The 22112-nt window shown below is 53.5% G+C and carries 23 protein-coding genes; 3 read left to right on the top strand and 20 right to left on the bottom strand.

What is annotated here, in order from left to right; translation table 11 throughout:
• Nucleotides 1-46: 46 nt before the first annotated feature.
• The 4 genes from AAA927_RS05185 to AAA927_RS05170 form a co-directional block, all read right to left on the bottom strand.
• Complete coding sequence (locus AAA927_RS05185) at nucleotides 47-1006, bottom strand: ROK family glucokinase (RefSeq protein WP_125579560.1); 960 nt, start codon at nucleotides 1004-1006, stop codon at nucleotides 47-49.
• A complete protein-coding gene (locus AAA927_RS05180) occupies nucleotides 978-1232 on the bottom strand; it encodes a YqgQ family protein (RefSeq protein WP_125579559.1) in 255 nt (84 codons plus the stop codon). Before AAA927_RS05180 ends, AAA927_RS05185 begins: the two co-directional genes overlap by 29 nt.
• Nucleotides 1232-1909, bottom strand: coding sequence for a rhomboid family intramembrane serine protease (locus AAA927_RS05175; RefSeq protein ID WP_125579558.1), 678 nt, complete (start codon nucleotides 1907-1909; stop codon nucleotides 1232-1234). Before AAA927_RS05175 ends, AAA927_RS05180 begins: the two co-directional genes overlap by 1 nt.
• A 153-nt stretch (nucleotides 1910-2062) precedes the next feature.
• A complete protein-coding gene (locus AAA927_RS05170) occupies nucleotides 2063-4183 on the bottom strand; it encodes a peptidoglycan D,D-transpeptidase FtsI family protein (RefSeq protein ID WP_338216338.1) in 2121 nt (706 codons plus the stop codon).
• 174 nt (nucleotides 4184-4357) lie between these two features.
• Between AAA927_RS05170 and AAA927_RS05165 the strand changes: the two genes are divergently transcribed.
• Nucleotides 4358-6964, top strand: a complete 2607-nt coding sequence (locus tag AAA927_RS05165) for a YfhO family protein (protein WP_338216336.1) — start codon at nucleotides 4358-4360, stop codon at nucleotides 6962-6964.
• A 43-nt stretch (nucleotides 6965-7007) separates the two neighbouring features.
• On the opposite strand, the gene AAA927_RS05160 is transcribed toward AAA927_RS05165, so the two are convergent.
• The 15 genes from AAA927_RS05160 to AAA927_RS05090 form a co-directional block, all read right to left on the bottom strand.
• Complete coding sequence (locus tag AAA927_RS05160) at nucleotides 7008-7811, bottom strand: hypothetical protein (protein WP_338216334.1); 804 nt, start codon at nucleotides 7809-7811, stop codon at nucleotides 7008-7010.
• The gene (locus tag AAA927_RS05155) at nucleotides 7804-8514 is read right to left on the bottom strand and encodes an ATP-binding cassette domain-containing protein (protein ID WP_338216332.1); all 711 of its coding nucleotides are present in this window, start codon (nucleotides 8512-8514) and stop codon (nucleotides 7804-7806) included. Before AAA927_RS05155 ends, AAA927_RS05160 begins: the two co-directional genes overlap by 8 nt.
• Nucleotides 8507-8887 (bottom strand): GntR family transcriptional regulator, encoded by a 381-nt coding sequence (locus AAA927_RS05150; RefSeq protein WP_338216330.1) that lies wholly within the window; start codon nucleotides 8885-8887, stop codon nucleotides 8507-8509. Before AAA927_RS05150 ends, AAA927_RS05155 begins: the two co-directional genes overlap by 8 nt.
• A gap of 126 nt (nucleotides 8888-9013) precedes the next feature.
• Nucleotides 9014-9313, bottom strand: coding sequence for a HesB/YadR/YfhF family protein (locus AAA927_RS05145; RefSeq protein WP_338216328.1), 300 nt, complete (start codon nucleotides 9311-9313; stop codon nucleotides 9014-9016).
• Nucleotides 9310-9957: a response regulator gene (locus AAA927_RS05140; protein ID WP_203632156.1), complete on the bottom strand. Its 648-nt coding sequence runs from the start codon at nucleotides 9955-9957 to the stop codon at nucleotides 9310-9312. Before AAA927_RS05140 ends, AAA927_RS05145 begins: the two co-directional genes overlap by 4 nt.
• Nucleotides 9950-11014, bottom strand: coding sequence for a sensor histidine kinase (locus AAA927_RS05135; protein ID WP_338216325.1), 1065 nt, complete (start codon nucleotides 11012-11014; stop codon nucleotides 9950-9952). The genes AAA927_RS05140 and AAA927_RS05135 overlap by 8 nt, the downstream gene beginning before the upstream one ends.
• Complete coding sequence (liaF, locus tag AAA927_RS05130; RefSeq protein WP_338216322.1) at nucleotides 11011-11721, bottom strand: cell wall-active antibiotics response protein LiaF; 711 nt, start codon at nucleotides 11719-11721, stop codon at nucleotides 11011-11013. Before liaF ends, AAA927_RS05135 begins: the two co-directional genes overlap by 4 nt.
• 108 nt (nucleotides 11722-11829) lie before the next feature.
• A complete protein-coding gene (greA, locus tag AAA927_RS05125) occupies nucleotides 11830-12306 on the bottom strand; it encodes a transcription elongation factor GreA (protein WP_125579548.1) in 477 nt (158 codons plus the stop codon).
• Nucleotides 12307-12368: 62 nt separating this feature from the next.
• Nucleotides 12369-13007 carry a uridine kinase gene (udk, locus tag AAA927_RS05120; protein WP_338216321.1) on the bottom strand — a complete coding sequence of 213 codons (639 nt, stop codon included), beginning with the start codon at nucleotides 13005-13007 and terminating at the stop codon, nucleotides 12369-12371.
• A 14-nt stretch (nucleotides 13008-13021) separates the two neighbouring features.
• Nucleotides 13022-14113: an endolytic transglycosylase MltG gene (gene mltG, locus AAA927_RS05115; RefSeq protein WP_338216416.1), complete on the bottom strand. Its 1092-nt coding sequence runs from the start codon at nucleotides 14111-14113 to the stop codon at nucleotides 13022-13024.
• 173 nt (nucleotides 14114-14286) lie between these two features.
• The gene (gene pheT / locus AAA927_RS05110; RefSeq protein WP_338216319.1) at nucleotides 14287-16695 is read right to left on the bottom strand and encodes a phenylalanine--tRNA ligase subunit beta; all 2409 of its coding nucleotides are present in this window, start codon (nucleotides 16693-16695) and stop codon (nucleotides 14287-14289) included.
• Nucleotide 16696: 1 nt separating this feature from the next.
• The gene (pheS, locus tag AAA927_RS05105) at nucleotides 16697-17743 is read right to left on the bottom strand and encodes a phenylalanine--tRNA ligase subunit alpha (protein ID WP_204118170.1); all 1047 of its coding nucleotides are present in this window, start codon (nucleotides 17741-17743) and stop codon (nucleotides 16697-16699) included.
• 317 nt (nucleotides 17744-18060) lie between these two features.
• Nucleotides 18061-18420: a winged helix-turn-helix transcriptional regulator gene (locus tag AAA927_RS05100; protein ID WP_125579545.1), complete on the bottom strand. Its 360-nt coding sequence runs from the start codon at nucleotides 18418-18420 to the stop codon at nucleotides 18061-18063.
• A 289-nt stretch (nucleotides 18421-18709) separates the two neighbouring features.
• Nucleotides 18710-19216, bottom strand: a complete 507-nt coding sequence (locus AAA927_RS05095) for an HD domain-containing protein (RefSeq protein ID WP_338216317.1) — start codon at nucleotides 19214-19216, stop codon at nucleotides 18710-18712.
• Between the two features lie 115 nt (nucleotides 19217-19331).
• Complete coding sequence (locus AAA927_RS05090; RefSeq protein WP_338216315.1) at nucleotides 19332-20090, bottom strand: TrmH family RNA methyltransferase; 759 nt, start codon at nucleotides 20088-20090, stop codon at nucleotides 19332-19334.
• A gap of 114 nt (nucleotides 20091-20204) precedes the next feature.
• Between AAA927_RS05090 and AAA927_RS05085 the strand changes: the two genes are divergently transcribed.
• Both AAA927_RS05085 and yidC read left to right on the top strand, forming a co-directional pair.
• A complete protein-coding gene (locus AAA927_RS05085) occupies nucleotides 20205-20486 on the top strand; it encodes an acylphosphatase (RefSeq protein ID WP_125579542.1) in 282 nt (93 codons plus the stop codon).
• Between the two features lie 67 nt (nucleotides 20487-20553).
• Entirely contained in the window at nucleotides 20554-21531 is a 978-nt protein-coding gene (gene yidC / locus AAA927_RS05080) for a membrane protein insertase YidC (protein ID WP_338216314.1), read from the top strand.
• 91 nt (nucleotides 21532-21622) lie between these two features.
• On the opposite strand, the gene AAA927_RS05075 is transcribed toward yidC, so the two are convergent.
• Nucleotides 21623-22081 (bottom strand): MarR family winged helix-turn-helix transcriptional regulator, encoded by a 459-nt coding sequence (locus tag AAA927_RS05075; protein ID WP_204118079.1) that lies wholly within the window; start codon nucleotides 22079-22081, stop codon nucleotides 21623-21625.
• Nucleotides 22082-22112 lie beyond the last annotated feature (31 nt).

Below are 22112 nucleotides of genomic sequence, written 5' to 3'. Positions count from 1 at the left end.
GCTCCTTAACAGACTCTTCGCCCTGATTTTTTAATGCTAATGACCTTTATGCACGAGCCAAGCTAGCGGCCCCTACCACACCGGCGGTATTGCCCAAAGTGGCCAAACGCAGATGCGTGGTGTTGCGCACATTCGGGAAGGTAAATTCGTTGAAGTACTTCTGGACCCGAGTCAGCAAGAAGTCGCCGGCTGCGGACACGCCGCCGCCGATCAGCAGAAATTCAGGGTTCAGCATGTTCCCAATGTTCCCCAAGCCAAGGCCAAGGTAGTAGCACACTTTATCGACAATCATCAAAGCCAGCTTGTCACCGGCCTGGGCGCAGTCGAAGACGATTTTACTGGAGATGTCTTCGCCATCATCCAAAATCTGCTTCAAACGCGAGTCGCCGGCAAATTCTTCGGCCATATCGCGCGCCACATGCACAATCCCAGTGGCGGAAGCAACGGTCTCCAGGCAGCCGCGCTTGCCGCAGGTGCACATGTAGCCGCCTGGTTGCACAGTCACGTGGCCGACTTCCCCAGCAGACCCAGCCGCGCCATGCAGCAAGATGCCGTCAGAGACGATACCGGCGCCGATCCCGGTACCCAAAGCCACCAGCGTCACGTTGTCGGACTTGTCGCCGGCCCCTTTCCACTGTTCACCCATCGCTGCCACGTTAACGTCGTTGTCGATGGCAAAAGGAATGCCAGTCGCCGCTTCAATGTCGCGCTTTGGGTACTGCATCGTCTTCCAGTTCAGGTTGTAGGCGCCAATGACGGTGCCCTGGGCGGGATCAACCGTCCCTGGCGTCCCCATGCCGATGCCTTGGAAATCAGCTGCCGTCATGTCGTAGAGCTTCAAGTGGTCCTGGATGGATGCGATGATATCAGGAATGATGTGACTACCTTCATCCAAGATATTCGTGTCAATGCTCCACCGTTGTTGAATTTCACCGTCTTCGGTTAAAATTGCAAACTTGCAGGTCGTACCGCCTAAATCAACGCCCATCAGTTTCTTGTCCGCCATGATTGTTTCCTCCATGTGTTTTTATTAAAGGATGCTTCTCCTCTTGAGCATGTTCGTGTCGGAGCACGATTTTGGCTGAGGCATAAGTTTTATCATCAATCAGCTGGGCTTTGTGAAGGCGATCCACTTCCACCGCTGCTAATTCGATATCCCACAGCCGCTCACCGACGTGAACGTAGGTGCCGTAGCGCTTGAGTAATTGCAAAACGTCATAAAAAGTCTTCATCAGAATGCCCCGAAAGCGGCCCACACCATCGCGCCTGAGGCCACGACCAACACTGCGGCAGCGATCACTTGGCGCACCCGGCTGCTGGCAAAACGCGGAACCCCAAGCACCGTCGCAATCAAGAAGCCGCCAACAAACCCGCCAATGTGACCCCAAATATCAACGCCGCTCATGAACAGATCCATCACCAAGTTCAAGCCCGCCAGTAAAATGAACTGCTTGGCCAGGGCTGTGATTTGCGGATCATCGCGGAAGGTATCATAGAGCATCAGAAATGCCCCCATCAGCCCAAATAGTGAGGTCGAAGCCCCGGCCGCTAGCCCAGTTGAATTAAACACCGCGCTTGCTAAGTTGCCGGTAATGCCTGACAGCAAGTACACCACGAAAAACCGCCAGTGGCCAAAAATGCGCTCGGTCAGCATGCCCAGGTAGTACAGCGTAACGCCGTTAACGACAATGTGCATCAGGCCAATATGGACAAAGATCGGGGTAATCAACCGCCACCACTGACCTGCTTCAATCAGCAGGTTGTAGCGCGCGCCGAATTGTAGCAGCACCATGGTATCAGTACTGCCACCAGCCAGCGTTTCAAGCAGGTAAACCAACACGGTAATGCCAAGCAAACCATAAGTGACAAAAGGCTGGTTAGCAAGTCTGCGGTAGCCAGAACTGTGCAAAGGGGTGGCTCCTTTCTGAATCAAACCATGTCAACGTCATGCATTAAAAAACCGCTACCCAACCAACTTGGGAGCGGCCGGTGCGCACAACAACAGAACATGTCCAAGTTTCACAAATCAGTGTAGCATTATTTCCGCTGATTGCCTAGCCGCTCAACCATTGGCGGTCTTTTGATGAACCGAATAATTCTTCTGCGTTGGCACCTTATAGAGCTTGTAGTAATCCTGGAACATTAACTTCGCAATATCATACGCCCATGAAGACATCTTGCTGACGTTAGGCACCACGATGGCAATCGCCACTTGCGGATCGCTTGCCGGGGCATAACCAATGAAACTTTGGGTGATGGCTTCGACCGGCTTCGAGTTTGGATTTTCGGGATCAAGATTGGTAAAAGTTTGCGCCGTCCCAGTTTTCCCAGCGACGCCAGGATTGAGACTTTGCAGCGCCGTCCCAGTCGCATAACCGCTGGTGCCATGAACCACTTGCCACATCCCCTGCTTAACCAAGTTGATTTGGTCCTGGTTGTTCTTGATTTTGGACAAAACCGTTGGCGTGGTCGTGCTCAAAATTGGCCCTGAACTACCATCACTGAGGGTTTGGCTGACACTCTTCACAATATACGGTTTCATCCGGTAGCCATTGTTAGCGATGGTGCTGACATACTGAATGGCTTGAATCAAGGTGTAGGTATCCAAGTTACCATAGGACAAATCCAGCGCGCCGCCGACGTTAAACTGGCCGGCATTATATTCTTGACCTTCCAGACCTGTGATTTCACCAGGCAAATCAATCCCGGTTTTCTGGCCAAGACCAAATTGGTTAAAGTAGCCACGCATCTTGGTGAAGATATCTTTGTTCATGATCATGTACTTGTTGGGCATATACTTGGCGTTGGCTTCAAGCATGGCCAGATGCATCATGTACGTGTTAGAGGAGACTTCCAAAGCCTTGGTGGCGTTCATGGTACTGAACTTGCCAATCCCATAATCGGATTTCTTGACCGGTGTGCTAGGCAGATAAATCGCGGAATCGCCCATCGTATTGTTGTTCACGGTAATGACGCCAGCTTGCAGCGCACCCAGTACCATGGCGGGCTTGGCAATCGACCCCATGGCGAACGCGCGGTTCAAAACACCCAAGGAATCATTGGTGACTGCATGCGTCTTGACGTTTTGATGCAACCCAGAAATGGCCAAAATCGCGCCAGTCTTAGGATTCATCGCCACCGCATAGGCCCCATCGGACACGCCAGCTTCGCCAGCCGCCTTGGCCTGGTTGAAGACCTTTGTCACATCGTCATCCACCATTTTCTGGTAGGCGGAATCAATGGTCAAATTCAAGTTGGCACCTTGTTGGCCCTGAAAATCGGTGGTTGAGCTGACAATGCTGTTGTCGCGGCCGATTTCTACCTTGGTGCGACTCTTGGCGCCTTTGAGAATGCTTTCGTATTCTTTTTCCAGGTAACTAGTACCAACCCGGTCATTGCGGGCGTAGCCGTTGGCGAGGTATTCATTCAGTGTTTCCGCTGGCAGCCCCGTTTTTTCTGAGGACACCGTGCCGATGATACTCAGCATCGATTTACCGTTAGGATAAGAGCGTTCCCAGTCAGTGCCCAAACTGATGCCGGGCATTTTGGTAAGATGTTCCCCGACTTCTGCCACTTCTTGCTCAGTCACGTTTTGGTCTTTGATGTAAACCGTGGTGAGTTGCGTGGCGCCGTTCATTTTTTTGTAAATCGCCGCGGCGTCTTTTTCTCGGTCGGAGTAATCAGGCAAGTGTTTCGACACATAACTTAACTGAGCTTGGTACTGTTTGCTTGTATCGGTCGTGGCTTGCATCGCCGCTGACAGCTTTTTCAGTACCGCATCAGAAGCGGTTTTATCCGCGAGATAATAGTCAGCGTAGTCCCGTTTGCGCATGCCATCAAGCGAAATCGTGACGTACTTGGAGAGCTCGTCAGCGGTATCACGCATGGTTTGCGCCGAAACGCCAACACTTTTGGTGTACACAATCGCATTGTTGGCCGAGTTGGCCACCAACAGTCGGCCTTCACTGTCATAAATCTGACCACGCGGCACACTGCCGGTGACCGTCGCCTGATCCGTACTGTCAACATCCGCGCGGAACTTGGCGCCATTCATGATTTGCAGGTACGCTAACTGCGCCACCAGCGCCGCTAGCAGCAAAAACACGAAGAAAAATAACAAGTTCAGGCGAAACGGAATGTGCGAGCGCTCGCGCTTGGGCTTCGGCGTGCGAATGTATTTCAAAGTTCTCGACTCCTTCTTCTATCCTCTGCAGTTTAGCAAAATCTAGGGCTAAACGCCATGCCTTACCGAATCATGTTATAGTAAAAGCAGTTGAACTGACGGGCTTAGTGCAAGATTTTACCGATTCCTAACCTTGCCTGATGCCAGTTCAAATCGTGGTTTCAGGAGGCCTTTATGCAAGAGAGCAAATGGCGCAAACGGCGGCCGTTAATTTTCGCCTTTTTGGTGCCAGTCGTCATCATGGCCGGTTATTTCATCGCGGTCAAAGTGTGGCCCTTTGGCAATAATTCGGTGATGACCGTCGACATGGGTCAACAATACATCGACTATTACAGCTACTATCGCCAAACGCTGCTCGGCCATCCTGGCCAATTTTTTTATGCTTTCAACAAAGATCTTGGCGGTGACGCGTTAGGGATTTGGGCTTACTACTTAATGAGCCCATTCAACCTCATCACCTTGGTGTTTCCGAAAACGATGCTGGATCTGGCCATCACCGTGATGACCCTGCTCAAATATGGCGCCGCTGGGCTGGCAATGGGTTGGTATGTGCAAAAGCAGCATGCCCGCGGTAGCTGGGTGGTGGGCTTTGGCACGGCTTATGCCTTGTGCGGCTGGATGGTAGCCAACCAGCTCAATCTCATGTGGTTGGACGCCGCCGTCTTTCTGCCGCTGATTGCGCTGGGCTGCGATCAGCTAATCAAGCGGCGGCGGCCTTTCATGATGCTCGGCTGGCTGCTGCTGGCCATGGTCAGCAACTACTATATGGCTTACATGCTGGTGCTGTTTTTAATCGCCTACTTCGGCTTTCGCCTGCTTGAAGTCCGGCTGCCTTGGCCTCAGACTTGGCGCACCGTGCGGCAGTTTGTCGCCAGCGGACTGCTCGCGGCCGGGCTGGCGGCTTGGCTGTTGCTGCCCACCGCCTTTCAGCTGGCGCAAAGCAAAGGCACCTATACTGAAACCCAAATTCAGTGGACACATTTCGAGTCTAGCCCGCTGAAGCTATTAGGCAAGTTTTTTGCTGGCGCCTATTCCTTCGGCCAAATGCCAAGTGGCGAGGCGAATATCTTTGTCGGTAGCATCGGCCTGATTGGCTTCATCTTATATTTCTGCACCAAGGAAATTCGCTGGCAGGAGCGACTGGCCGCTGGGCTGTATAGTGGCTTCCTCTTGCTCTCCATCACCTGGGCGCCGCTTGACCTGCTGTGGCATGGCATGCAGTTTCCGGTCTGGTATCCTTACCGCTTCTCGTTCGTCATTTGTTTTTGGCTGTTGATGCTCAGCCTGCGGGCCCTGCTGCGCCGGCCCAAAGGCATCACCATCACCCAATTGCTGATTGCGCTAGCCGTGATGACGGCGCTCACGCTGACCGTATTCTTGCGGCGCGATCATTACAGCTATCTCACCACCGGCGCCATTGGTATCACCGCCGGCATGAGCGTGGCGGCGCTGATGCTCCTAAGCTTGCATGGCCCGAAGCGCCGAGCCTTCACCATTGCCATCGGCGTGTTAATGGTGGTGGATGCTGGGAGTAATGCGGTGCTGACCTTAAATCAACTAAGTGATATCAGCCATTCGGATTACCATACGTACACCGAAGCGCTTCGGGCTGGCATCACCACCTTGCAAGCCAAAATCGGCACTAACAGCCGCATTGGCAAAACCGTGCTCCGCAGCAAAAACGATTCCATGCAAATTGGCTACCTCGGCACGGATCAATTTTCTTCGATGCTGGAGCCGGCGGAACCGCAGTTTTATGGCGAACTCGGGCAAAGCGCCGGCGACAATTTTGTGGCCTACACCAACGGCACGGTGATTACCGATGCCTTGCTAAACATCAAAGGTTACCTGAGTCCGCGTCTGAGTGCCCCGTCCAGCGTCTTCATGCCGCAAATCGCGGCTCGCCCGGATCTGCAACGCTACGACCAGGTCGGCCACACCAAGGCCCTGAACGCCTACCGCAATCCTTATGCCTTGGCCCTGGGCTTCACTGCCAGTCAGAACATTCTTAAAACCAAGCTGCTACCACAAGCGCCTACCGTCAACCAGGAAAGGATTTTGGGCGGCTTAACGGGGACCAGCACGCCGGATCTGTTCAGCGTTGAGCCGCTGTCTGCGCCGCAAGTCAAACATGGCACGCAAAGCGGCAGTATCGTGTCTAAGACCGTCCTCACCAGTAATGAAGTGACCACTGTGACCTACACCTTCACCGCGACGACCACCGATGCGTACTATCTCCAAATCGGTGCCAACTTCACCGACAATCTCACCAGCCTGACGCAAAACGGTCGCAGCGTCCCAATTTACGACACCTTCCGCGACCGCGAGTTACTTAATGTCACGCCCAGCGCCCCAGGGGTCAAACAAACCCTGGTCTTCACGCTGAACAAAGACTCGGCAGATTTCGCCGATATCAAATTATTCCGGTTGGATTTAGCTGATACCTTGCTTCGCCTCAACACCCTGAAGGCCAACAACTGGCACCTCACCGCCCGCGGGAGTCGCTCGCTTACCGCCAAGGTCACCGCCAAGGCCAAGCAAGTGGTGATGACGAGCATCCCCTATGCTGCCGGCTGGCACGTCAAGGTTGATGGGCAAACCGTCAAAGCCAAAAAGGCGCTTGGCTTCATGCTCGCCATTCCTGTGACCAAAGGAGAGCATCAGCTAACCATGACCTATACCCCACCTTATTTCTGGACCGGTGTAGGCGTCAGTGTCATCGCCCTCTTGCTCTGCGGCCTCTGGTGGTGGCTACTGCCGCTGGGCCGGCATGCCCAGTAACGCAAAATCGCTTCGCCAAATTGATTGGCGGAGCGATTTTTGATTACCCAATTTGTTGTGGTTGTTTGGTTTCCACGTGATTCAGCAAATACGCGTTGAGGCAGACAAGTGCTGCCGTGCCCAAGCCTAGGAGCACAAAGACCGGTAAAAACGCCTGCCCAATGCCAGCGGGAATCTGAACCGAGGTGCCCCAGTCAGCAGTACTGGTGCCAAAGGAAAAACTGAACTCGGGATGGCCGCCATGATAGGCCAGCCCAGACAACCAATCAAATGCTGCACCCAACAGATATTCAAGCCCGATGAAGACGCCGACATATAACACCACTTTTAAGATTTTCTGCCGCAGATCTGGTAAGTAAGCACTAATCATCTCGGTAATCAGATGGACGGTCGAGATCATGGCGCCAAACCACAATTCGACCACCAGGGCCAAAGCAATCAGCACGACGCCACCGTGAATATTCGCGGTGCCCAAATCTAGGCCACCAGGCGCAACCGTTAGCCAGACAGCGGTCACGAGCCCCGCCCCTAGCCACAACATGATTTGCGTCAGCCAGGTGGCGAGTGTCACCACCACCATTAATTGCCAGCTTGGCAGCGGTAATAGCCGCCACCAGTTGCTGGTCCACATCTGCTCTTGCAGAATCGCGAAGCGAACAAAGCCGGCAAAGAGGCCAAACACCATGGCACTCAGCGGCAGGCCGAAATAGTTGCCTTCATCGACCCAGCCCAGCGCATATGCGGCGGAGAGCCCGAGAATCAGGAGCACGTAGAGCCCCAGCCAACCGGCAATTTCTTTGAGCCGCAGCCCCAGAAGCTGCCCCAACACCTTGCTTGCTTTAGTCATCGTTTTCACCACCTTCGTAGAATTGTTCAAAGTAGGATTCAATGCTTTGGCCACCTTCACGAATTGCATCAGCGGCGGCATGGGCCACAATAGTTTGGTTTTTGATCACCACTACGGCGTCCAGCAGCTGGTCGATATCAGTGACATGGTGATCAGATATCACCATCGTCGCCGTGTCGGGTAACCAGCGCACGATGCTATTCAGCATTGCCTTGCGGGTCATGACATCGATGCCGTCAAACGGTTCATCCAGCAAATACAACTGCGCGCGCCGGGCCATGGTGACCGCCAGCGCCAGTTTGCGCTGATTACCTTTGGACAGGCGATTGAACCGTTGCTTTTGCTGCAGGTCGAGCAAGTCCGCCAGCTGCAAAAAATCTGCCATCCGAAAATCAGGGTGCAACTGAGCCATTAATTCAGCAATCTGGCCAACTTTCCACCGCGGATCAATATCTGTCAGCTGGCCGGTGTAGCTGACGCCAGCTTTGCGGCGGGCCAAGGCGGTTTGGCCGCCCACCTGAATCTGGCCTTTAAACTGCACGGCACTGCCAGCAATCAGGCGCATCAAAGTCGTTTTACCAGCGCCATTGGCCCCAAGCAGACCAATGATTTGGCCCGCTGGTAGCTGCAACGATACATCGGTGAGAAGCGTTTTCCAATTACGCCGATAGGTTAGATTTTCAATCGTTAGAACATCACTCATGCCTTTCACCTCCCTGCTGCGTTTGCACATACTGCGCAAAGGCGGCAGTCATTTCTTCGGGACTGAGTTCAAGCGCCGCCAAATGGTCGTATAAGGCCTTAAATTCCCCTTCGATCATGCTTTGTTTCATTTTCCCCAACACCTTCTGATCCGTGGTGACAAAATTCCCTTTTCCGCGTTCCGGCACTAGAATGCCAGCTCCAATCAGATTCGCTAACGCCCGCTGAATGGTGTTCACATTCACCGTCAGCGTGATGGCGAGCTGCCTGACTGCCGGGACCTGAGCGCCAGGGCGCAAATGCCCAATGATGATTTCCCGATTAATGTATTGCTCGATTTGGTAATAAATCGGGGTCTTGGCGTCAAATTCCATTTTGTCCCTCCTAACTAGTGTACTATTTACCTATTACACTATGACTATACTGCGAACGTGACTGGGGTGCAACCCTAAAAGCGAATGTAGGCAAAAAAAATAACCCGCACTGCGGGTTGGCGCCCCTCAGGCCTGAGGAGTGAAGTGATAACTAGGTTCATCGCGCTGGGCATCGTAGTCCACCGTGAGATCAAGATTGGCAAAAAACCAATCGTCATTGGCATCAACGTAATAGAGGACGCCATCTTTTTGCGTGGCCAGCACCGGCGCTTCGGCTTGGTCATCGCGGGTCATCCCCACCGAAAACCCATCATGGACATTGGTTTTGCCATAGACTTTGCCGAAAAAGCGGACCCCTGCACCGGCTTTCGGTAGTGCCAATTCCCGACGGAACCAAGCACTAGCCTGATCAGTAATGGTAATCATGACGGGTCCTCCTTGCTCACGAGGTGGTGTTTGAAAGCATAAATCGCCGCCTGCGTGCGGTCTTCAACCTCTAGCTTGGCGAGAATGTTCGACACATGGGTCTTCACGGTTTTCAGCGTGATGAACAGCTCATCGGCAATTTCTTGGTTGGACTTGCCTTGCGCAATCAGCATCAGCACTTCGCGTTCGCGGTTCGTAAGCTCGTCCGCCAGCTCTGGCGTTTGCTTTTGGGTGAGGCGATTCATCATTTTGGTGGTCACCTGCGGATCCAGCGCCGAATCGCCAGCGGCCGTTTTGCGAATGGCGGCGGCGATTTCATCGGCCGTAGCGGTTTTCAAAATATAGCTCGCCGCGCCGGCTTCAATGGCCGGGTACACCTTCTCATCATCAATGAAACTGGTCAAAATGATGATGCGTGCTTCCGGCCAGGCTTTGAGAATGCGCTTGGTGGATTCGATGCCATCCATGTTCGGCATCACCAGGTCCATCAAAATGACATCTGGCCGTAAGTCGAGCGCCTTATCCAACCCTTGCTGGCCGTCTTCGGCCTCACCGACCACTTCGATATCCGGTTGCACCCCAAGGTAGGTCGAGACGCCTAGGCGCACCATTTCGTGATCATCGACAATCAATACTTTAATCATGAGCCTCTTCCTTTGAAATCGGCACGCGGATTTCAACGCTTGTGCCTTGATGAGGGAAACTGATGACCTTCGCGACCCCGCCGATGCTTCTTGCGCGTTCGGCAATGTTGGACAGGCCATAGCTGCCAGTGGTATTTTCGGTTTTTGGATCAAAGCCGACGCCATCGTCCACGACGCGCAACACCACCGTGGTGGCCACCTGCTTCAGGTACACTTCCAAATGCTTGGCTTTGGCGTGACGCAACGTGTTTGACAACAGTTCTTGCACAATGCGAAACAGGTTATCTTCAATCGCTGGGGACAAGTGAATGTCTTCCAGATCCCATGTAATCTCGATTTTGATTTTCGTTTGCAGTTCCTGCAACAAACTGATGATACCATCTTTAAGCGACTTACCGGCTAAATTTGTCGGCCGTAGGTGCAAGAGCAGCGCCCGCATCTCTGACTGCGCCTCGTTGATCACACTTTCAATCGTAGTGATTTGTTTCAGCTCAGCGGCGTTGTTACCATTTTGGGCGACCACACTGCGCACCGCTGATAGCATCATCATTGCGGCGAACAGCTGCTGTGAAACCGAGTCATGCAACTCCCGCGCCAGCCGGTGGCGCTCCTCAGTCAAAATATCCTCTTTGGACTGACCGTCGAGCAAAACCGGCGTGTTGCTGTAACGCTCGATTTCATGCTGTAAGCGTATCATTTTTTGGCGCAAGGCTTCAAGCGCCCCTGCCACATCTTGTCCTAAGACTGCCTGGGCCTGATGCTGGCGCGCCAACACTGGCGCATCGGTTTGGCCCGCCACCAGCTGCGTCAGGCGCCGTGACAACTGGGTGTGTTGCATGCGCACCATGGCCGCGGTCCAACCGGTCACAATCAGCGCTAAGAGCACCGCCCCGGTGAGTAAGTAGGCGAGCAGGGGCATGGCATACGCCGGCGCCATCAGCTCGTCAAGGAAAGTCACCGCCTGGGCGGTACTCAGTAGAAACACCAGCCCCAACTCCAAGGCAAAGGTGGCCAGCAGCGTGATGGCAAACAACCAGATAATCTGGCGATTTTTCATACTGACAGCACCTCCAAATCACCAACAATCACGTTGGTCAGGATGTGCACGCGCCGCGCCGCCGTGTCGTAATCGTCGCTGTAGTGCTTAACCGCTTCATTGTGCAAGCTGTGCTCGGTGCCGTTGATGGTCAAAGTGCCAGCCAGGGTGGCATGATCGACCATCACGCCGACCCCGACTGGAATCAGAATCCGGGTTTTGCCCAGCCCTTTGCGCACAACAATCGTGCTATCGCCTGGCGGTAGCAAGGTATTGCCCAGATCGATGATGGTGTCGCCGGCGATTAAAGTCATGTTAATATCGTCCCACTCGAAGGTTTGCCCGCCAATGTGCTCGTCGCCAAACCAGGCGTGACGTGTCGTGCAGCCAGCCTTTGGCGCTGGCGCCTTGGTGCGCACTGCCCAGTACTGCTTTTGCAGCCAAGGCAAGCGCCCGCCTTGCTTGCCCGACATGGCAAACAAGGCGCCAATCAGCGCCACGAACAGAATGATCCAGATGGTAGGAATGAGAAAGACCCCGACCACCATCAAGATTGTGCCTAAGGTTAACCAAAAAGCGCGCCAAAAATGACCCTTGATGCCCAGCAGCAAGGCACACGCCCCAGTCAGCACCCCAATGAGGGACGCGGTGTTTTGCACGATTTGGTAACCCAGCACCATCAGCAAAGCGATTTCGAGCACCCAGAACAATTGCCACCTTCGTTTCACTTGCACCCCTCCTTAGTCTTGTTTTCTTCAGTATACGCCAGCTAACGCGCTTTACTGTCCGCCCCGAGACGGATTTCCGTAAAAAAAAAGCGCCGCAGCGCTTTTTGCTTAGCCTTCAACCTTCGTGATCTTAACCAGCATGTCCCCACCGGGAGTGCTGATGGTCACATGGTCGCCGACTTTCTTGCCAATCAGGCCAGTAGCAATCGGGCTTTCATTGGAAATCTTGCCATTAAAGGCATCCGCTTCCGCCGCACCGACGATTTCGTAGGTTTCTTCCTCGTCATCGCCGTCTTCAACGAAGCTGACTTTCTTGCCCAGCGAAACTTCATCGGCTGGGACTTCGTTAGAGTCGATGATGTCCGCAAACCGCAGCATGGTTTGCACCTGCACAATGCGGCTTTCCAGCGTTGCCTGTTCGTCCTTGGCCGCACTATATTCGGAATTTTCCGATAAGTCGCCAAAACCGCGGGCCACTTTGATGCGATCAATCACCTTGGGCCGTTCTACGGTCTTCAGCCGTTCTAATTCGGCCTCCAGCTTTTCTTTACCTTCTGCTGTCATTGGATATGTCTTGTCTGCCATGTTACATTCCTCAATTCTTTATTCTCTAGTGGAGATATTACCTTAATCTGAAGCTTTGTCAATTACTCTTGCAACCCGCGCGCCGCCAAAATCGCACGAATCTTGGTGGTAAGAAGATCGATGGCCACCTCGTTTTGGCCGCCTTCAGGCACAATGATGTCGGCGTAGCGCTTGGTCGGTTCGATGAACTGATGGTACGACGGCTTCACGGTTTTGAGGTACTGCTGAATAATATCATCCAGCGACCGCCCGCGCTCCACCATATCCCGCTTAATTCGTCGAATCACCCGGATATCATCATCGGTATCCACGTAAATTTTGATATCCATCAAATTGCGCAGTTCCTCATCCGCCAAAATCAGGATCCCTTCGACAATGATCACGTCTTTGGGGGTCATGTGGACCACTTCATCGGAGCGGTTATGCTTTTTGTAATCATACACCGGGCGGTCAATCGCCTCACGGGCAATCAACTGCTTCAACTGGCGATGGAGCAGCGGCGTATCAAAGGCCAGCGGATGGTCGTAGTTGATTAACCGCCGTTGTTCAAACGGCAGGTCACTTTTTTTATAATAAGCGTCCTGAGTCAGCAGCAGCAGTGAGTGCCCAGAGAATTGATCAAAAATCGCGCGAGACACTGAAGTTTTGCCGCTGGCCGAGCCGCCAGTCACACCGATCACAATTGGTTTGGGTAACGTCACAGTCTTGCCTTCCCTCATTGCTGATTGTCAGCCGCAAACTTTGCGGTGTTGATGTTATGTTGCGCTAGCGTGTGGGCGTAGAGGATTTCGCCAGTCTTCAAGTTCGCCACGAAGTACAGATAATCATCACTGCGATCAATCGGGTTCAGCACCGCTTTAATGGCCGCTTCACTCGGCGAATTGAACGGCCCTGGCCCATAACCAGTGTTGCGATAGAGGTTATACGGCGAATCGACACTGGTATCTTTGTTGGTCAGATGGGTCTTGTGCGTATTCAGCGCGTACATGACCGAAATATCGGATTGCAACGGCATCCCTGCCGCCAACCGGTTGAAGAACACGCCAGCAATTTTACCGCGGTCAGTGTCCGTCACGCCTTCGCGCTCCACCAGACTGGCCAGCGTCAGGACTTCTTGCACCGTTAGGCCTTGTTTTTGAATGTTGGTTTGGTAAGGCGCAATCACGGCATTCGCTTTCGCCACCATTTGAGCAATCAACTGTTCCGCTGAGGAGTTCGCGGTGACAGTATACGTCGCCGGGAAGAGGTAGCCTTCCAGCCGATAGCGGACATTCGTCGCCTTCGCCGCGCTGCCAAGCAGCTGCGGGTATTGCTTGGCCAAGCGCTTGAAAAAGGCTTGATCCTTCAGCGCCGCCAGGAACTGCTTACGGCTCAGCTTGGCATCTTTCTTGTGCAGCTTTTGCACTTCGGTCGCGATGGTTTCAGCATCCACGCCTTCCTTGACCAAAACTGTGCCAATGCCGGTATCGCTGCCGCCACCGCGCAGATTCGTCAGCATGCTCGCCATGGTGTCAGCTTTCGTGAAGCGGTAGTCCCCCGCCTGATAACTCGGAATGTTTTGAAACTTCACGTAGACTTTGAAGACCAAGGCGCTTTTGATCAAGCCCTTGGCCGCTAAGGTCTGACCAATTTGATCCGTGCTGGCCCCTTGTGGTACGTGGACGGCGATGCCTTTTTTGGCATTGGCATCAACTGGCTGCAAGGCATCATGCACATATAACCCGCCCATCAGTCCGGCAATCACCAACAGGGCCAAAACAATCCCCATCACCCATTTCACCACATGCTTAGACGCGCCTTCGACCATCTGATCGCGGCGGCGCCTGCTTGAACTCGGCTGCTTCAATTGGTTTCCTCCTCAAAAACGGCCAGTCAACTGGCCGTTTTTACTACGGGCGCTGGGCCCGCTCAAAATCCTGCCATGATTATACAAAAGCCTGCCGCAAATTGCGACAGGTTTAGGGGAACAGTTACCGAGTCTTAACGAATTTGCGCACCGACTTGCGTTTCCAAAGCGGCCACAATCTTGGCAAAAGCGTTGTTGACCTCGTCTTCGGTCAAAGTCTGATCATCGCGGCGATACGTCAAGGTGTAAGCCAAACTCTTTTGCCCTGGGGCGACTTTGACGCCACTGTAGACATCGAATAACCGCGTATCCCGCAAGAACTTACCACCATTGGCGGCAATAATGGCTTCAATTTCGGCGTTGGCCACCGATGTTGCCACTTGCACCGCAATGTCGCGCGTGACACTTGGGAACTTCGGCGCTGGCGTCGCTGTCATCTCAGAGCGATCGGCAAGCATCAAGGCTTCTAGATTCAATTCGAAAATGTAGGTTTCCGGAATGCTTTGGTCCTGCTCATACCGTGGGTGCAGGCGGCCAATCAAGCCGACCACTTCATCGCCGAGCATAATCTGCGCGCTTTGACCTGGGTGCAGGTCTGGGCGCTTGGTTGGCACGTACTGCACCGGCTGCTCCAAACGGAAGTCCGCCAGCAAGGTTTCAACAATCCCTTTAACATAGTAGAAATCCACCGGCTTGGCGGCTTGATGCCAACTCTTTTGAATCACATTACCAGTTAAAGCGCCGGCGATGTATTCTTTTTCGGCTGGTCGCGTGTGACCAGCGCTGCGCGGGAAGATGCGACCTTGCTCATACAAAGCCAGATTCGTTTGTTTGCGCGCGACGTTGTAGGCCACCGCGTCCACCAACCCAGACACCAGGTTGCGGCGCAGGGTTTCGTGATCCGCGGTCATCGCCCAAGCGACATGCGTTTCTTCACTTGGCTCAAGTTGAAAGGCGTTGGCCTTATCGGCAGTGGTCAGACTATACGAAATGATCTGCGTCAGTCCAAGACCTTCCAGTAGCTTGCGGCTGCGCTTGCGGCGCGCCTGCATTGGCGTAAACTCACCGACTGTCATCGTGGTGGTCGGCAAGGTGCTTGGCAGATTGTCATAGCCATACAGCCGCGCGATTTCTTCAATCAAATCGGCTTCAATGTGGATGTCCCACCGGCGAGTCGGCACGGAAACAGCGAACAAGCCATCAGCGACGGTCACCCCGAAGCCAAGACGATCGAGAAGCGCCGTGACCGTTGCTTCATCCAATTGGGTGCCAAGCACATGGTTAATGCGATCCAGCGAAATATCAACTTCTTCCGGATCAGCTGGGACTTGGCTGGCAGAAATGGTGCCGGTCGCAACCTCACCGTCGCCCAGTTCCGCCATCAAGCGGGCGGCTTCATCAAGCGCGAGGTTGATACTGCCGACATCCACGCCTTTTTCAAAGCGGGCGGAAGCTTGAGAGCGCAAGTTGTAGCGCAAAGCGGTTTTGCGAATCGGGGTCGGTGCAAACATGGCGGATTCAATCACCACCGTTTGGGTCTTGGCGGTGATTTCGGAATCAAGACCGCCCATCACCCCGGCCAAGGCGACTGGCTTTTCGCCGTTGGTGATGACAATGTCCTCGGTGGTCAACTCATGCTCGTTGCCATCCAAGGTAGTCAGCGGTTCGCCGGCTTGGGCGCGGCGCACCAGGATTTCCTTGCTGCCAAGCTGCGCATAATCAAAGGCGTGAAGCGGCTGGCCGTAGCCGAGCATGATCAAGTTCGTCACATCGACAATGTTATTGATGGGCCGCACCCCAGCATTCCAAAGCCGGCGCTGCAGCCACAGCGGACTGTCTTTGATGGTGATGTTGTCCACCACCCGCATTTGGTAAGCTGGCGCATCATTGGTGTCTGCGACCTTGGCGCTGAGGTAGTCGGCAATCGGCTTACCGGTTTCCACCACTGGTTGGTCATTGAAGTGCGGCTTGTTGCCATAAGTGGCGCCGACTTCCCAGGCCACCCCGCGCATGCCCAAGGCGTCGGCGCGGTTCGGGGTGATTTCAAAATCTAGCACGGCATCTTCCATGCCCAGCGCCGCCAAGGCATCGCTGCCAGGCTGGAGTGCTTCATCGAAGACATAAATGCCATCGTCATAGGCTTTCGGCGCTAAGTCATTGCTAAAGCCGAGTTCTTGCAGCGCGCACAGCATCCCGTCAGAGACAACGCCGCGCATTTTACCGCGCTTGATTTTGACATTGTCGCCAATCCGGGCACCAGGTAGCGCCACAATCACCGTTTGGCCCGCGGCCACATTTGGCGCGCCGCAGACGATTTGGCGTAATTCACCCTCGCCGGTATCAACCATGGTGATGCGCAGGTGATCCGCATCTGGATGCGGCTTCACGGATTCAACATGGCCAATCACGATTTTCTTCAGCCCGTCGCCTAGGCGATGCACGGAATCGACTTCAATCCCGGTACGCGACACTTTGTCCATCAGTTCCTCAGGCGAAACTGGCACGTCAACTAATTCTTTTAACCAATCGTATGAAACGTCCATGTTAACCTTCCTCCTTGAACTGCGTCAAAAAGCGCAAGTCGCCTTGGTAGAAGCTGCGAATATCGTCGATCCCATACTTCAGCATGGCAAAACGATCCGGCCCGAGCCCAAAGGCGAAGCCGCCGTAGACATCGGCATCCACCCCAGCATTGGTCAACACATTCGGGTGGACCATGCCGGCGCCTAAAACTTCGATCCAGCCGGAATACTTGCAAATCGCACAGCCCTTGCCGTTGCAACGGAAGCAGGAAACATCGACTTCCACACTAGGTTCGGTGAAGGGAAAGTAACTTGGCCGCAGCCGAATTTTGCGATCAGCGCCGAAAACATGCTGTGCCAGCGTCAGTAGCGTCCCTTTCAGGTCGGCCATGGTGATGTGCTTATCGATGACCAAGCCTTCCACCTGGTGGAACTGGTGGCTGTGGGTGGCATCATCGGTATCACGGCGGTAAACGCGCCCAGGGCTAATCATTTTGAGCGGACCTTTGCTGAAGTCATGGACTTCCAGCGTCCGCGCTTGTACCGGACTGGTTTGGGAACGCATCAACAGCTGATCGTCAATGTAGAAGGTATCTTGCATGTCGCGCGCCGGGTGGTCCTTGGGGATGTTGAGCATCTCAAAGTTATAGTGATCTTCCTCGACTTCTGGGCCGTCCACCACTTGATAGCCTTGGCCGATGAAGAATTCTTCGATGTCATCCATGATTTGATCCAGAATATGCGGTGTGCCTTCCAGCATCTGGTCGCCAGGCAAGGTCACATCGATGGTTTCGGATTCAAGCTTGGCATCGATGGCCGCTTGCTCCAGCGCCTCCCGCCGCGTCTGCAGGTTTGCTTGCAAATCGGCTTTGATCTGATTGGCAAACGCGCCGACTTTTGGCCGCTCGTCTTGATCCAGATTCTTCAGCCCGCGCAATACCTCAGTAATGGGGCTCTTTTTCCCTAATAAATTGACGCGAATCTGGTTCAGCGCATCAAGGTCTGTCGTTTCCTTGATGCGTTTTTGGTTCTCTTCACGCAGCTGTTCCAAGCGCGTTTTAAGATCCATGCTCATGCAAATTGCCTCCCTTTTTTCCATACAAAAACGCCTCGTCCTAGAAGGGACGAAGCGTCGCGGTGCCACCCTTGTTCACGCCAAATACACGTGCACTCAACTTCATAACGGCAAGGCCGGAGCAGTCTTTCGACTGTCTACTCCAAAAGTGAAAACGAATCATAAACCGTCGTGGTGTCTTCCAGTCATCGAACACCTTCCCTGTACTGGGCCGCCGATTCGCGCTTTTATCGTTGTATTTACGGAATATCTCAATGACCTTAGTGTACCAAAAAAGCGCGATTCGTCAAGGTGACGGCGCGCAAGGTCAATTATTTACCGCACTCAGCATCGCTGAGCCAAGTATCGCCCCAGGTGTGCGCTGCGGCCATGACTGGCTGCAGGGCTGCTCCTTTGGCGGTCAAAGCGTATTCGATCAAGCTGGATTCAGCATGCGTCAATCGATCAACCAAGCCCGCTGCTTCCAGTTCTTTCAGGCGCTCAACCAACACCCGGTCGGAGCACTTGCTAACGGCTCCGGCAATATCTTTGAACCGGGAAGGGCCGTTTTGCAGCAGTGTCTCCAAAATCATGCCATTCCATTTTTTACCAAGGATCACAAAAGTTTGTGTGAACTTCGGACACAGGGTCAAAGCATCTGCGGTCCGTTCCTTAAGGATGACCTGTTCCATCTTTTTCACCTCATTGAATTATTCGCTTACAATTTGATAGTAGTTATTATACCCCATCAGCGCGGAAATACAAGGGGCGAGTGAAAAGCCGGTTTGGCAACGATTTGGGGTCGGCGTGTTCACCACTATTCCGGCAGAGTTACGCTCCAGGTGGCCAACGCCTGAGCGATTAGCTACGCCAGGGAGTCCGCCACCCAAAAGCGGTGGCAAACCCGCTGGCTAGGCTGCTCAGCGTGCTAGGTGCGCTGGCTTCGCAGCCTCAAAAAAAGCCTGGCACTAGGCCAGGCTTCTATCCAACATGCTCATGTTCTAAGCGGCGATGCGGGTGCCGCAACTTGTGCAGCATCGGTAAGAAGTACTCATCCACCGCTGCGTAGTCATCGACCAAAGACACCACCCAAGTTTCGCGGTACTTTGGCACACCTAGGGTTGCACCCCACATGTGCTTGATGATGATGTCCTTTTCCATATCGGACAGGTCGGTGATTTTTTCAGCGTTACGCAAGGCAATGCGCGGATGCACATACGCGTGCGTGCCCAAGCTAAACTTGGTCACCCGCCAGTCGTAATAGAACAAGTCATGCAAAAGACCTGCTCGCGCTAAAGCGCGGGTGTTCAAATGCCATTTCTTACCGAGTAGATAACTCCGGTAAGAAACGCTCAAGCTGTGGTCCAGCCGGGTCGAATGATGATGTTGCTTGTAATCAGCCAGTTTTTGCACGGCTGGTTGGGCTAAAAGATCACCCACGTAACTCATGTATTCGGCATCAGCGGCCCAATTAAGCTTATCGCTCATTCAACTGCCCCTTTTCGTGACGCTGTGTTTCGCGGCCAGGTTTTCTGCCGCGGGTTGTCCAACACACCTCTAGTATAACAGGTTTCTCGGCGTTGGTGCAGCCGTTAAGGGATCCTTAAGCAGTTAAATGGAACATAATGACAGCGCCTGCAATGGCGACGTTCAAGGATTCAGCTCGGCCCTTGATGGGAATATACAAATTGGCATCGGTTGCGTTCAATAACTCTTTGGCCATGCCATTGCCTTCATTGCCGACAATCAAAGCGAACTGGTCGCTAGGCGCAACCTCACGATAAGGCTTGGCGTTTGCATTCAGCTCAGAGCCATACACCGGAATGCCGGCCTGCTGCAGCTTTTTGACCAGCGTTGGTAACGGGGTGGCTACGATTTTGACGTGAAATTGGCTGCCTTGCATCGCGCGCAGGACTTTAGGATTGTGCGCGTCGGCGGTTCCGCCGCCAAACACCACGGTCTCGATCCCCGCCGCATCAGCAGTCCGCACCAAGGTTCCGACATTACCGGGATCTTGAATTTGGTCCAGCAGCAGGTACTGACCGGCCAGTGGCGCGTCTAGTTTGTCCGCTGCCAGCGGCAAAATGGCGAAGATACCTTGTGGAGTTTCGGTTTCCGCTAGGTGCTTGGCCACATCTTCGCTGATTTCCGTCGTGATTTCATACAGTGGCTTTAACAGCCGTTCCGCCAAATATTTATTGGTCGCATAGATGCGCTTGGGCGTGATGCCTGCATTGATGGCTTCTTCAACCAAGTGCCACCCTTCCAGCAGGTAGGCGCCAGCTTGTTTTTGATATTTTTTGACGGTCAGTTTTTTGGCCGCTTTGATATGCTCGTTTTTTGCAGAAGAAATGTATTCCATATTCCGCCTCCTCAGGCTTAAGTCTAACATATATCCTCAGGCAATTATGCTAAACTAGACAGTATATTGCGCAGGTTGAAGCCTGCCCCACCCTCATGTTAGGAGGCACAGCAGATGGAAAAAATCGGCAAGGCAATTACGGTAACCGGCCGCGTGCAAGGCGTTGGCTTTCGCTGGATGACGCAGCTCGTGGCCCAGCAATTGCACATCTTCGGCAAAGTAGAAAACAATGCAGACGGCTCTGTTTACATTGAAGCAGTCGGGACGCCAGAAAATATGGCCAAGTTTACCGCGGCGGTGAAAGCCAGCCCCACCCCGAGCGGCAAGGTCACGCATTATGAGGAACAACTGCTTGATCCGGTGCCTTTATATGACAGGTTCCGCGTTACTGGTTGAAAGCGGCCGCACCATCAAGTATCATGTTCCACAGACTAATAGAATATTTATGAAGGGAATCAATTCAATGTCTAAATTTAAACGGGGGCTGACGCTTGGCGGCATCGGCGTCATGACAGTACTTCTGAGTGCCTGCAAACGCGCAGCCACCACTCAACTCAAGCCACCGACCGGCTTTTTCGGGATGTTCTATGACTTTATTGGTAAGCCGCTCCAAAACTTGATGGGCTGGATCGCCAATGACCTGCTCAAAGGTTCGGCTAGCGGCTACGGCATTGCCATCGTGCTCATCACCTTGGTGGTCCGGCTGGTGCTTTTGCCGTTGATGCTGAATCAGCAAAAGAACATGACCGCGTCCCAGGAAAAGCAGCGCGTCCTGAAGCCGCAGCTTGACCTCATTCAAAAGCAAATGAAGAAACCTGGCATCACGCAGGAAGAACAGGTCAAGTTAAACGGTTTAATGCAAGATGTTTACCGCAAAAATGGCACCAGCATGATCCCTTCCATGGGTTGCTTGACCATGCTGATCCAGCTGCCAATCTTCTCGGGCTTGTATCAGGCCGTCGCCTACTCCCCAGAAATTTCTAGCAGTAAATTCTTCGGCATTGCTTTGGGCCAGTCAAGCATGGTCATCACCATCATCGCGACCTTGCTGTATGTTGCCCAGTCCTTCATCATGCTTCAGATGTATCCGCCGGAGCAGCGCAAGCAAATGCAAACCATGTCGATGATGAGCCCGCTGATGACCTTCTTCTTCTGTATGATGTATAACGCCGGTTTGGGGCTTTACTTCCTCGCCGGTGGGGTCATTGTCCTGGTGCAACAGGTCATTGTCACCTACGTCATCACGCCTGGTATTCGCAAGCGCATGGATGCAGAGCTCGCCGAGAACCCACCGGTGATTGTGGTGGATGAACACACATTCGATGCCCAGCCTGCTGCCACTCCGGTCGAAGCCGCTTACGACGCTGACGCCGCCGCGGCTGATGATGCCCAGCCGCGTTCGCACCACGGCCGCAATGCTGGCAAGCAGCACCGCCGTTAATTTCAAACGCAAAGAAGATGTCACTTCAGATTGAAGTGGCCTCTTTTTTTGGCCAAAAACAGGGCGGAGACATGGTCTCCGCCCTGTTCGTCTACTTAGCTTTTGGTTCACGTTGATCCGTTTGGATGACCTCCACACTGACGCGCCGCATGATGCGCAAGAGTTCCTTGACATCATGCTCACCGATAATATCCACCCACCCATAGAAGCGTTTGTGAATGGCTTCGTTGATTTGACGGGTAATCTCGGTGCCTTCCGGCGTGAGACTCAGATACAACCGGCGCCGGTCCCCTTCATCGCGCGTTTGCACGATGTAATGGTGATCCAGCATGGTTTTGATTTGGCGGGAAATCGCCGCGCGAGTGACCCCGCGGTGTTTGGCGACATCCGAGATGGCCAACCGATGACCAGCGTGCAAATCACGCATGATCAAAAATTGTTCAAATGACAGGTGAAACTTCACCGTGGGGACGGACACCAGCTCACTGACATACTTAAAACTGGTCAGATACACCTCAATGTATTCATCCAATAACGTTTGCGTTGCCATGGGCCGTCCTCCTTTTGCCTGCCATCAGTTA

The sequence above is a fragment of the Lacticaseibacillus salsurivasis genome (genome assembly GCF_036246225.1).
In the GTDB taxonomy this organism is placed as follows: Bacteria; Bacillota; Bacilli; order Lactobacillales; family Lactobacillaceae; genus Lacticaseibacillus; species Lacticaseibacillus salsurivasis.
Note: the sequence above shows the minus strand (reverse complement) of the source record. Positions and strands in the feature narration are given on the sequence as shown.

Excerpts from the sequence above, each read along its gene's own strand:
- AAA927_RS05185 (WP_125579560.1), bottom strand. The coding sequence starts at position 1,006 with ATGGCGGACAAGAAACTGATGGGCGTTGATTTAGGCGGTACGACCTGC.
- AAA927_RS05180 (WP_125579559.1), bottom strand. The coding sequence starts at position 1,232 with ATGAAGACTTTTTATGACGTTTTGCAATTACTCAAGCGCTACGGCACC.
- AAA927_RS05165 (WP_338216336.1), top strand. The coding sequence starts at position 4,358 with ATGCAAGAGAGCAAATGGCGCAAACGGCGGCCGTTAATTTTCGCCTTT.
- AAA927_RS05160 (WP_338216334.1), bottom strand. The coding sequence starts at position 7,811 with ATGACTAAAGCAAGCAAGGTGTTGGGGCAGCTTCTGGGGCTGCGGCTC.
- AAA927_RS05155 (WP_338216332.1), bottom strand. The coding sequence starts at position 8,514 with ATGAGTGATGTTCTAACGATTGAAAATCTAACCTATCGGCGTAATTGG.
- AAA927_RS05150 (WP_338216330.1), bottom strand. The coding sequence starts at position 8,887 with ATGGAATTTGACGCCAAGACCCCGATTTATTACCAAATCGAGCAATAC.
- AAA927_RS05145 (WP_338216328.1), bottom strand. The coding sequence starts at position 9,313 with ATGATTACCATTACTGATCAGGCTAGTGCTTGGTTCCGTCGGGAATTG.
- AAA927_RS05140 (WP_203632156.1), bottom strand. The coding sequence starts at position 9,957 with ATGATTAAAGTATTGATTGTCGATGATCACGAAATGGTGCGCCTAGGC.
- AAA927_RS05135 (WP_338216325.1), bottom strand. The coding sequence starts at position 11,014 with ATGAAAAATCGCCAGATTATCTGGTTGTTTGCCATCACGCTGCTGGCC.
- greA (WP_125579548.1), bottom strand. The coding sequence starts at position 12,306 with ATGGCAGACAAGACATATCCAATGACAGCAGAAGGTAAAGAAAAGCTG.
- mltG (WP_338216416.1), bottom strand. The coding sequence starts at position 14,113 with ATGGTCGAAGGCGCGTCTAAGCATGTGGTGAAATGGGTGATGGGGATT.
- pheT (WP_338216319.1), bottom strand. The coding sequence starts at position 16,695 with ATGGACGTTTCATACGATTGGTTAAAAGAATTAGTTGACGTGCCAGTT.
- pheS (WP_204118170.1), bottom strand. The coding sequence starts at position 17,743 with ATGGATCTTAAAACGCGCTTGGAACAGCTGCGTGAAGAGAACCAAAAA.
- AAA927_RS05100 (WP_125579545.1), bottom strand. The coding sequence starts at position 18,420 with ATGGAACAGGTCATCCTTAAGGAACGGACCGCAGATGCTTTGACCCTG.
- AAA927_RS05095 (WP_338216317.1), bottom strand. The coding sequence starts at position 19,216 with ATGAGCGATAAGCTTAATTGGGCCGCTGATGCCGAATACATGAGTTAC.
- AAA927_RS05090 (WP_338216315.1), bottom strand. The coding sequence starts at position 20,090 with ATGGAATACATTTCTTCTGCAAAAAACGAGCATATCAAAGCGGCCAAA.
- AAA927_RS05085 (WP_125579542.1), top strand. The coding sequence starts at position 20,205 with ATGGAAAAAATCGGCAAGGCAATTACGGTAACCGGCCGCGTGCAAGGC.
- yidC (WP_338216314.1), top strand. The coding sequence starts at position 20,554 with ATGTCTAAATTTAAACGGGGGCTGACGCTTGGCGGCATCGGCGTCATG.
- AAA927_RS05075 (WP_204118079.1), bottom strand. The coding sequence starts at position 22,081 with ATGGCAACGCAAACGTTATTGGATGAATACATTGAGGTGTATCTGACC.